The organism is Stenotrophomonas sp. S49 (assembly GCF_016624905.1).
GTDB lineage: Bacteria > Pseudomonadota > Gammaproteobacteria > Xanthomonadales > Xanthomonadaceae > Stenotrophomonas.
Genome location: NZ_JACVUD010000129.1, coordinates 1 through 10,665, shown reverse-complemented (window position 1 = coordinate 10,665; position 10,665 = coordinate 1). Strand labels below are relative to the sequence as shown.

The window sequence follows — 10,665 nt, the reverse complement described above, 5'->3', positions numbered from 1 at the left end:
GGCGACGCGCGGTGTGGGCCCGGCGGCGCCCCCCCCCCCGCGCTGCCGGGGTCGGATCCCGGCGCGCAGCGCCGGGCTCCGACCCCATGCGATAATGACCGTCTCAGGCTGGGCAACCGCGCTGTGTCGCGGTAGCCATCCCCCGTTCGTCCACGGCTTATCCACAGAGTTGTCCATGGCCGCCGGTGTGGGTGCATGCCTACACTGGCCCCGGCCACTTTCGCAGGAAATACCGCAGCATGTCCGCCCGTCCCGGCTTCCGTTCCAACCGCAAAGACCGCGGCGATGGCTTTGATCGTGATCGTGACGATTCGCGCATCGACCAGCTGCGCGTGCCGCCGCATTCGGTGGAAGCCGAGCAGGCGGTGCTGGGCGGCCTGATGCTGGCCCCGGAAGCTTACGACCGGGTCAACGACCAGCTGAACGAAACCGACTTCTATCGCCGCGATCACCAGATGATCTACCGGGCGATCCGCGAGCTGTCCGAGCGCGAGCGTCCGTTCGATGCGGTCACCCTGGGCGAGTGGTTCGAATCGCAGGGCAGGATGGAGCTGGTGGGCGATGGTGCTTACCTGATCGAGCTGGCCAGCACCACGCCGTCGGCGGCCAACATCGTGGCCTATGCCGAGATCGTGCGCGACAAGGCGGTGCTGCGGCAGCTGATCCAGGTCGGCACGGACATCGTCAACGACGGTTTCCAGCCCGAAGGGCGCGACAGCAGTGAACTGCTGGCGTCGGCGGAAAAGAGCGTGTTCGCCATTGCCGAACAAGGCGCGCGCGGCCGTACCGATTTCGTGGCGATGCCCGGCGCACTGAAGGATGCCTTCGAAGAGCTGCGCAACCGCTTCGAGAACGGCGGCAACATCACCGGCCTGCCCACCGGCTACACCGATTTCGATGCGATGACCGCCGGCCTGCAGCCGACCGATCTGATCATCCTGGCCGCGCGCCCGGCGATGGGCAAGACCACCTTCGCGCTGAACATCGCCGAGTATGCGGCGATCAAATCGAAGAAAGGCGTGGCGGTGTTTTCGATGGAAATGTCCGCATCGCAGCTGGCGATGCGCCTGATCTCCTCCAACGGCCGCATCAACGCCTCGCGCCTGCGTACCGGTCAGCTGGAAGACGAGGACTGGAGCCGGGTCACCAGCGCGATCAAGATGCTGAAGGAAACCAAGATCTTCATTGACGATACGCCGGGCGTGTCGCCGGAGATCCTGCGTTCCAAGTGCCGCCGCCTGAAGCGCGAGCACGACCTGGGCCTGATCGTGATCGACTACCTGCAGCTGATGAGCGTGCCGGGCAACAGCGAAAACCGCGCGACCGAGATCTCGGAAATCTCCCGTTCGCTGAAGGGCCTGGCCAAGGAACTGAATGTGCCGGTGATTGCGCTTTCGCAGCTGAACCGCTCGCTGGAAACGCGTACCGACAAGCGCCCGGTGATGGCCGACCTTCGCGAATCGGGCGCAATCGAGCAGGACGCGGACATGATCGTGTTCATCTACCGCGACGATTACTACAACAAGGAAAATTCGCCGGACAAGGGCCTGGCCGAGATCATCATCGGCAAGCACCGTGGTGGTCCCACCGGTTCGTGCAAGTTGAAGTTCTTCGGCGAATACACCCGCTTCGACAACCTGGCCCACGATTCGGTCGGTTCGTTCGAATAACGCCTGTGGGCGTTAGCGTGGCGCCGGGCCATGCCCGGCCGATTCCCGCGGTTTCGTCAGCCCCAGCCCGGTTTCGTCGCAAACCGTTTGCGGCCGGGCGGGCAGGGCGCCAAGGTGATCCCAGGCGGCAGGGTGCCGCCGCAAGGGAGACCTGTCATGAAGACGCTGTTCGCGCTGGGCGTGTGGTGCCTGCTGTTCGTGCTGTGTTGGCCGCTGGCGATCCTGGCCCTGCTGCTGTGGCCAGTGGTCTGGCTGGTGAGCCTGCCGTTCCGCCTGGTCGGCATCACCTTCTCGGCCCTGTTTGCCTTCCTGCGTGCGCTGTTCATGCTGCCGGCGCGGCTGCTGGGTGGCCGGGCGGTGGCGGCATGAGGGCGCGGCTGATGCTGGGCCTGGCCCTGGTCGCAGGCCCGGCGTTGGCCGACCCGCCGCCGCCGGCCCCGACCTCGGCATGGTTGGAGCGGCAGCAGGTGTCTGCCGCCGATGAAGCCAACGCCGCGTCGGCCAAGCCGTCGAAGAAGCCGGAGGCCAAGGAGCACTGCCGGGTCGCGAGGGAATGGAAGGTTGGCCAGACGGTGGTGGAGCACAAGGTCTGCGAGGATCCGCCGAAGGAGCTGGCTGGAAAGGTGTAGCGCCGAGCCCATGCTCGGCTCTGAATGAAAGCGGACAACAAAAAACCCCGCCGAAGCGGGGTTTTTCGTTTGCAGTCCAGTGCCGACCAACGGTCGGCACCCACCCCAAAGACGAACGATCAGTTCGCCTTGTGGATGGCACGCTTGCTGACCGCCATGGCCGCGTCGTGGATCACTTCCGACAGCGACGGGTGGGCGTGGCAGATGCGGGCCAGGTCATCGGCCGAACCGCTGAACTCCATGGTCAGCACGCCTTCGTGCACCAGCTCGGATACGTTGGCGCCGACCAGGTGCATGCCGAGGATGCGATCGGTTTCGGCATGGGCCAGGATCTTCACGAAGCCTGCCGGCTCGATCATCGCCACGGCACGGCCGTTGGCGGCGAACGGGAAGCTGCCGGCCTTGTACGGAATGCCTTCGGCCTTCAGCTGGGCTTCGGTCTTGCCAACCCAGGCCAGTTCCGGCTCGGTGTAGATGACCCACGGGATGGTGTCGAAGTTGACGTGGCCCGGCAGGCCAGCGATCAGTTCGGCCACCGCGATGCCTTCCTCGAAGCCCTTGTGCGCCAGCATCGGGCCGCGCACGCAGTCGCCGACCGCCCACACGCCGTTGACGCCAGTGTGGCAGTGCGCATCGACTTCGATCTGGCCACGGTCGTTGATCTTCACGCCGGTACCTTCGGCCAGCAGGCCCTTGGTGGCGGCGCGACGGCCAACGGCCACCAGCAGCTTGTCCACGGTCAGGGTCTTTTCGCCTTCGCTGTCGGTATAGGTGACAACGACTTCCTTCTTCTTGCCCTTGCCGGTGATCTCGGTCTTGGAGACCTTGGCACCCAGGCGGATATCCAGGCCCTGCTTCTTGAATTCCTTGGCAGCGGTCTTGGCCACTTCGGCGTCGGCCACGGCCAGGAACTCCGGCAGTGCTTCCAGGATGGTGACTTCAGCGCCCAGGCGCTTCCACACGCTGCCCAGTTCCAGGCCGATCACGCCGGCGCCGATCACGGCCAGGCGGTTCGGCACTTCGGTGAAGTCCAGGCCGCCGACGTTGTCGACGATGGTCTCGCCGTCGAACTTGGCGAACGGCAGTTCGATCGAATCCGAACCGGCGGCGATGATCACGTTGGTGCCCTTCAGCTCGACGATGGAACCGTCATGCTGGGTGACCTTGACCACGTTGCCCGGCTGCAGTTCGCCGAAGCCGTAATAGGCGGCGACCTTGTTGGCCTTGAACAGCATGCCGATGCCGCCGGTGAACTGCTTGACGATCTTGTCCTTGCGGCCAACCATCGCTTCGACGTCGATCTTGGCGTCCTTGAAGCTGATGCCGTGGTCGCCAAAGATGTGGCCCATGTTCCAGAACTGGCGCGAGGAATCCAGCAGCGCCTTGGACGGGATGCAGCCCACGCGCAGGCAGGTGCCACCCAGGGCCGGCTTGCCGTCCTTGCCCAGCGCTGCGTCGATGCAGGCGGTCTTCAGGCCCAGCTGTGCGGCGCGGATGGCCGCGTGGTAACCGGCCGGGCCGGCACCGATGACGACGACGTCGAATTGTTCAGCCATTGAATTATTCCTTGTTGCTATACCAGAACCCCTCCGCGCGGACGCGGAGGGGCGGGAGGTCTCTTACAGGCCGAACAGCATGCGGCCGGGGTTTTCCAGCTGGTTCTTGATGTCCACCAGGAACTGCACCGAGTCCTTGCCATCGATGATGCGGTGGTCGTAGGACAGCGCCAGGTACATCATCGGCGCGATCACGACCTGGCCGTTCTGGGCGATCGGACGCTCCTTGATGGCGTGCATGCCCAGGATGGCGCTCTGCGGCGGGTTGATGATCGGGGTCGACAGCAGCGAACCGAAGGTGCCGCCGTTGGTCACGGTGAAGGTGCCGCCCTGCAGTTCGTCCAGGCCCAGCTTGCCGTCACGCGCCTTCTTGGCGTAGTCGGCAATGGTCTTTTCGATGTCGGCGAAGGACATGCGCTCGACGTTGCGCAGCACCGGGGTCACCAGACCCTTCTCGGTCGACACGGCGATCGAGATGTCCGAGTAGCCGTGGTAGATGATGTCGTCGCCGTCGATGGAGGCGTTGACCAGCGGGAAGCGCTGCAGGGCGTTGGCAGCGGCCTTCACGAAGAAGCTCATGAAGCCCAGCTTGATGCCGTGGGCCTTGACGAACTCGTCCTGCAGTTCCTTGCGCGCAGCCGAGACCTTGGACAGGTCGACTTCGTTGAAGGTGGTCAGCATGGCGGTGGAGTTCTTCGACTCCATCAGGCGTTCGGCAATGCGCTTGCGGATGCGGGTCATCGGCACGCGTTCTTCCGGACGTGCGCCACCGGCCTTGCCGGCGCCGCCGTTGCGGGCGAAGTTGACGATGTCTTCCTTGGTGACCGCGCCGCGACGGCCGGTGCCGTCCACGTCGGCCGGGTTCACGCCTTCAGTGATGGCGGTGAAGCGGGCGCCCGGGGGCAGGCTGTCGGCAGCCGACTTGGCAGCCGGGGCCGGTGCAGCAGTGGCGGCCGGAGCGGCAGCAGCCGGGGCAGCGGCGGCAGCCGGAGCGGCTTCAGCGGCCGGGGCCGGTGCAGCAGCCACGACGCCTTCTTCGATGATCGCCACGACCTGGCTGGAGGTGACGGTGTCGCCTTCCTTGAACTTGATTTCCTTGATCACACCATCGACCGGCGACGGCACTTCCAGGACGACCTTGTCGGTTTCCAGGTCAAGCAGGTTTTCGTCGCGCTTGACGGCGTCGCCCACCTTCTTGTGCCAGGTGGCGATGGTGCCGTCGGCGACGGATTCGGGCAGTACCGGGGCTTTGACTTCGGTGGCCATTGCGGGAGCTTCCTGGTTTGTCTTCTAAATAGGGGGAGGAGTTATTCAGCGACCTGGTCGTTGAACGGGTTGACCAGTGCGTCGGCGACCAGCTGCTGCTGTTCACGCACGTGGTCAGCCATGTGGCCGGCAGCCGGCGAAGCCGAACGCGCACGACCGGCGTAGTGCAGGTTCTGGCCATCGGCCAGGCAGAACTGCAGGTGGTGGCGGATCTGGTACCACGCGCCCTGGTTCTGCGGTTCTTCCTGCGTCCACACCACGTCGGTGGCGTTGCCGTACTTCTTCAGCTCGGCGGCCAGCAGCGCGCGCGGGAACGGGTACAGCTGTTCCACGCGGATGATGGCCACGTCGTCCTGGCCACGCTTGGTCTGGTCTTCCAGCAGGTCGTAGTAGACCTTGCCCGAGCACAGCACCACGCGCTTGACCTTCTTGGCGTCTGCGTTGGCATCGCCGATCAGGTGCTGGAACTCGCCATTGGCCAGTTCGTCCAGGGTCGACACGGCCAGCTTGTGGCGCAGCAGCGACTTGGGCGACATCACCACCAGCGGCTTGCGGGTGGTCAGGTGCAGCTGGCGGCGCAGCATGTGGAAGGCCTGGGCCGGGGTGGACGGCACCACGACCAGCATGTTTTCCAGCGCACACAGCTGCAGGAAGCGCTCCAGGCGCGCCGAGCTGTGTTCCGGGCCCTGACCTTCGTAGCCGTGCGGCAGCAGCAGGGTCAGGCCGGAAATGCGGCCCCACTTGGCTTCACCGGCGGCGATGAACTGGTCGATGACCACCTGCGCGCCGTTGGCGAAATCACCGAACTGGCCTTCCCAGATGCACAGGGTGTTGGGGTCGGTGGTGGAGAAGCCGTACTCGTAGGCCATCACCGCTTCTTCGCTCAGCAGCGAATCGATGACGGTGGCCTTTTCCGGCGAATCCACCAGCTGCCGCAGCGGCAGGTAGTAGTTGTCGGTGGCCTGGTCGTGCAGGATCGCGTGGCGGTGGGTGAAGGTGCCGCGGCCCACGTCCTGGCCAACCAGGCGCAGGGCATTGCCTTCGTCCAGCAGGGTGGCGTAGGCCAGGTTCTCGGCAAAGCCCCAGTCACCCGGGATCTCGCCGGCGGCCATCTTGCGGCGGTCGTCGTACACCTTGGCCACGCGCGAGTGCAGCTGCACTTCTTCGGGCACGGTGTTGATCAGCTTGGCCAGCTCCAGCAGCTTGGCCTTGTCGACCTTGGTCGAGATCGGATCGGACAGCTTGCCTTCCAGCAGCTTCGGCCAATCGACGAACAGCGGGCTGGTCGGCGGGGTCTTTTCAACCTTGGCCAGCTCGGTGGTCACTTCGCCGCCGTCCAGCTTGTCGCGGTACGCATCGACCATCGCCTTGCCGGCGCCGGCGGCGATCACGCCTGCCTTTTCCAGCTGTTCGGCGTACATCTCGCGGGTGGTCGGGTGCTTGCGGATCACCTGGTACATCAGCGGCTGGGTGATCGCCGGTTCGTCGGCCTCGTTGTGGCCCCAACGGCGGTAGCACATCAGGTCGATGACCACGTCCTTGGCGAACTTCTGGCGGAACTCGAAGGCCAGCTGTGCAGCGAACACCACCGCTTCCGGGTCATCGCCGTTCACGTGCAGCACCGGGGCGGCGATCATCTTCGCCACGTCGGTGGCATAGCGCGTGGAGCGCGTGTCCTGCGGGTTGGAGGTGGTGAAACCGACCTGGTTGTTGACCACGATGTGCACGGTGCCGCCAACGGCGAAGCCGCGGGCCTGCGACATCTGGAACAGTTCCATGACCACGCCCTGGCCGGAGAAGGCCGCGTCGCCGTGGATCAGGATCGGCATGACCTGCTTGCGCGCGGTGTCCTTGCGGCGCTCCTGGCGCGAACGCACGGAACCGGCCACGACCGGGTCAGCGATTTCCAGGTGCGACGGGTTGAACGCCAGCGCCAGGTGCACCGGGCCGCCTTCGGTGGCCACGTCGGCCGAGAAGCCCATGTGGTACTTCACGTCACCGGCCGAAGCGTGTTCGTCGTGCTCGAACTTGCCTTCGAATTCGTCGAACAGCTTGCGCGGGTTCTTGCCCAGGGTGTTGACCAGCACGTTCAGGCGGCCACGGTGGGCCATGCCGACCACCACGTCCTTGACGCCATCCTTGCCGGCGCTGCGGATGATGGTGTCCATCATCGGGATCAGCGAGTCGCCGCCTTCCAGCGAGAAGCGCTTCTGGCCGACGTACTTGGTGTGCAGGTAGCGTTCCAGGCCTTCGGCAGCGGTCAGGCGCTCCAGGGTGCGGCGCTGGGTGTCAGCGTCCAGCTGGTAGTTGCCACCGGCCAGTTCCAGCTTCTTGTAGATCCACTGGCGCTGCTCGACCTCGGAGATGTGCATGAACTCAGCACCGATCGAACCGGTGTAGGTCGCCTTCAGGCGTGCCAGCAGGTCGCGCAGCTTCATGCGCGGCTGGCCGCCCACGCCGCCGGTGCTGAACTCGCTGTTCAGATCGCCATCGGACAGGCTGTGGAAGGGCAGGCCCAGGTCCGGGGTATTGACCGGCTTGGTCAGGCCCAGCGGGTCCAGGCGCGCATCGAGGTGGCCGCGCGAACGGTAGGCGGTGATCAGACGACCGACATTGCGCTCACGCTCGTCGCCCGCACCGCTGCCGGTGCCGGCTTTCAGCGCATCCTTGGCCGCGTCCGCAATGTGGGAGATGACGGCCGAGTGCGGAATGTCGCCTGCTTCGCGGCCCTTGAAGCCGTCGAAGTAGGTCTTCCATTTGGGATCGACACTATCCGGGGAGACCAGGTACTGCTCGTACAGGTCCTCGACATAGGAGGCGTTGCCGCCGGCGAGTTGCGAAGATTGCGCAAACTGCTTCAGTTGATTGTCCACGATGGAGGGTGTTGATTCGCTTTGTGGGGTATGGCTTCAGAAGGACCCTGCAGGAAAATGAATAGCCCTGCACGGGCGCGTTCAAACAGCCAAATTGTACCCCCATCCGCACGGGATGGGGCAGCAACGGCGGCATTGCGCGCGCCGCGGTGTCGGTGCCAGACAGGTTTGTCCGCGTGGGCCGTGTCAGATGCCGAGGGCACGCAGTTCGCTGCATTCGCGCGAACGGTCCCAGACGCGCTGCAATTGCTGCTCGAACGGCTGTGAACGTGCAGGCAGGGCGATGCCGGCTTCACCGTCCAGGCGATGGCCGATAAGACGAAAGTAGAAGTCGCCCGCATCGTTGACCAGGCAGGCCGAGGCCAGTGCGCGGTCGACCGGATCGCTCACTTCACGGAACTGGATCACGCTGGGCAGGCGCTGGTACAGCGCCAGCAGCGGCGCCCCGGCACTGGCAATCGCGGCGGCGTCGTGCACGATCACCCGCAGCTGCTTGTCGTGGCGGGCTGTGGCGAAGCGGCGCAGGGCGGCCTGCACCGGCGGCGCATCCAGCAGCCCGGGGTCCAGCTGGCGGCTGTGCAGCCAGAGCTGGCGGCGGGCCCGGTGGATGATGGCGGTAGTGATGGCCACCGCCTCGGCCCGGCTGTCGATGGCGCTGGCCACGCCCAGCCGCCGCCGCATCTGCTGGTGGCCGATGCCGGCTTCCTCAAATACCTCGCCCTCGGGCAGGAATCCCAGGCGCGCGTAGAAGTCGCGCGCCGGCAGCTGCGCGTGCAGGTGCAGGTCGGCCAGGCCCAGGCGGCGACCGGCCTGCACCAGCGCCTCCAGCAGGGCCTCGCCGACGCCCTGGTTGCGCAGGCTGGCCAGCACCGCCATGCGGCCGATGCGGCCATCGGGGGCCAGGCGGCCGGTGCCGACGGGCAGGCCGTCGGCGTCCAGGGCCAGCACGTGGGCACAGACCGGGTCCAGCGCGTCACGCTCCAGTTCGGCGGCGATGCCCTGTTCCTGCACGAACACCCGCTGCCGCACGTCGTGGATGGCGACGTGGGCGTCGGCGTGGCTTACCTGCTGGACCCGGATCGTGGCCATGGCTCAGGCGCGACCGGCGTCGCTGTCGTCTTCGTCGTGGTCTTCAAAGTTGACGATGACCTCGATGCCGTCGTCGTGGACGGTCACGGTGTGCACGTCGTCGGACACGACCTCGTCGTCCAGTTCGGCCACCTGGTCGCGGCCTTCCACCACCTCGCCCAGCACGTCGTGGTCGCCGGCTTCCTCGTCTTCGTCCTCGTCGGCGTAGACCTCGTTCGGGTCGATGAGCTGGAAAACGCCGCCGACCAGCAGCTGCTGCAGCATCGCGCGGCCCTTGTCCGACAGCCCGCGATAGGCGGCGGCATCGAGTTGTTCGGCGCCGGCCAGGCGTTGCGCGTCCTTGACGGGCAGGGCGAAATCCTGGCCGCTGACATACAGGCTGGCGCCGCGCTTTGCCCGGCGCCAGGCCAGGCGCGCCCACGGGTGGCGCTGCAGCAGCAGGCCCGAGGCCAGCGCCTGGACCACTTCTTCCGGCGCCGGCGCGGCCTGGTGGGCCATCACTTCGCCGGCGGCGCGGTAGGTGGTGATGAAGCGGCCGAACCAGTCGCCCAGCTTGTCCGGGTCGTTCATGCGGATGGCGTTGAGCGCGGTGATCACCCGGGCCATCGCCACCGTGTCGATTTCGTTCGGGTCTGCCGGCACCTTCAGGTCGGCATCCTGGTAGCGGATGTTCTCGTCGGCATCGGCGATCAGGGTATCCAGGTAGTCGCTGATCAGCTCGGCCGAGGACGGCGCGCGCATGCCGAAGGAGAAGGTCAGGCAGGGGTCTTCGGCCACGCCGTGGTGCGGCACGTTCGGCGGCAGGTACAGCATGTCACCCGGCGCCAGCACCCAGTCATGGGTGGGCTTGAACACCTGCAGCAGCTTCAGTTCCACATCCGGGCGGAAGCCCAGCGGCGGGCGCTTGCCCTTGATCGATTCGCTGGCATCGATCTGCCAGCGGCGGTGGCCGTGGGCCTGCAGCAGGAACACGTCGTACTGGTCGACATGGGCGCCGACCGAGCCGCCGGTGGCGGCGAAGCTGATCATCACATCGTCCATGCGCCAGCGCGGCAGGAAGCTGAAGTGCTCGATCAGCGCGCGAACGTCCTTGTCCCACTTGTCCACGTCCTGCACCAGCAGGGTCCAGTCGTGGTCGGGCAGGGCGGGGAACACGTCTTCCTGGAACGGGCCGCTGCGCACGCGCCAGCTGTCCTGGGTCTTGTCATGCTGGATCAGGCGCGCCAGCACGCCTTCTTCGCAGGCCAGCCCGGCCAGGTCTTCCGGCTGCACCGAGGTCTGGAAGTTGGCGAAGGCATTGCGGATCAGCAGCGGGCGCTTCTGCCAGAAGTCGCGCAGGAAGGTGGCCGGGGCCATGCCCAGCGGCTTGCCGGGGCGGGCGGTGACTTCAATGAGCGGAGCGGAGGACTTGCGGGCGGCCATGGGGGAATCCTTGCAGCGGAAAGCGGGAGGGGCGGCGCGGCGGGCCGCCAAGGTCTCCATTGTCCGCCGTTCGCTGGGATTGCGCACGTGCGATGGTTTGTCGCGGGGTTCCGGCCAACGGCGGAGCCCCTCGTGGCGGGGTGGGGCGCCCAACGGCAAC

The 10,665-nt window shown here is 66.2% G+C and carries 8 protein-coding genes; 3 read left to right on the top strand and 5 right to left on the bottom strand.

Annotated features, from left to right (window positions below; translation table 11 throughout):
• The first annotated feature begins 239 nt into the window (after positions 1–239).
• From IAE58_RS18885 to IAE58_RS18875, 3 genes are all read left to right on the top strand, one after another.
• On the top strand, positions 240–1,670 hold the full coding sequence (locus tag IAE58_RS18885; protein WP_199934791.1) for a replicative DNA helicase: 1,431 nt from the start codon (positions 240–242) through the stop codon (positions 1,668–1,670).
• 156 nt (positions 1,671–1,826) lie between these two features.
• Positions 1,827–2,039, top strand: a complete 213-nt coding sequence (locus IAE58_RS18880) for a hypothetical protein (RefSeq protein ID WP_199934792.1) — start codon at positions 1,827–1,829, stop codon at positions 2,037–2,039.
• The gene (locus tag IAE58_RS18875; protein ID WP_199934793.1) at positions 2,036–2,299 is read left to right on the top strand and encodes a hypothetical protein; all 264 of its coding nucleotides are present in this window, start codon (positions 2,036–2,038) and stop codon (positions 2,297–2,299) included. The genes IAE58_RS18880 and IAE58_RS18875 overlap by 4 nt, the downstream gene beginning before the upstream one ends.
• A 119-nt stretch (positions 2,300–2,418) precedes the next feature.
• On the opposite strand, the gene lpdA is transcribed toward IAE58_RS18875, so the two are convergent.
• From lpdA to IAE58_RS18850, 5 genes are all read right to left on the bottom strand, one after another.
• Positions 2,419–3,855 carry a dihydrolipoyl dehydrogenase gene (gene lpdA, locus IAE58_RS18870; RefSeq protein WP_108762410.1) on the bottom strand — a complete coding sequence of 479 codons (1,437 nt, stop codon included), beginning with the start codon at positions 3,853–3,855 and terminating at the stop codon, positions 2,419–2,421.
• Positions 3,856–3,918: 63 nt separating this feature from the next.
• Positions 3,919–5,121: a dihydrolipoyllysine-residue succinyltransferase gene (gene sucB / locus IAE58_RS18865; protein WP_199934687.1), complete on the bottom strand. Its 1,203-nt coding sequence runs from the start codon at positions 5,119–5,121 to the stop codon at positions 3,919–3,921.
• Positions 5,122–5,162: 41 nt separating this feature from the next.
• Complete coding sequence (locus IAE58_RS18860) at positions 5,163–7,994, bottom strand: 2-oxoglutarate dehydrogenase E1 component (protein ID WP_108753560.1); 2,832 nt, start codon at positions 7,992–7,994, stop codon at positions 5,163–5,165.
• A 186-nt stretch (positions 7,995–8,180) separates the two neighbouring features.
• On the bottom strand, positions 8,181–9,083 hold the full coding sequence (locus IAE58_RS18855; protein ID WP_199934688.1) for a GNAT family N-acetyltransferase: 903 nt from the start codon (positions 9,081–9,083) through the stop codon (positions 8,181–8,183).
• Between the two features lie 3 nt (positions 9,084–9,086).
• On the bottom strand, positions 9,087–10,505 hold the full coding sequence (locus IAE58_RS18850) for a cupin domain-containing protein (RefSeq protein WP_199934689.1): 1,419 nt from the start codon (positions 10,503–10,505) through the stop codon (positions 9,087–9,089).
• Between the last annotated feature and the right edge of the window lie 160 nt (positions 10,506–10,665).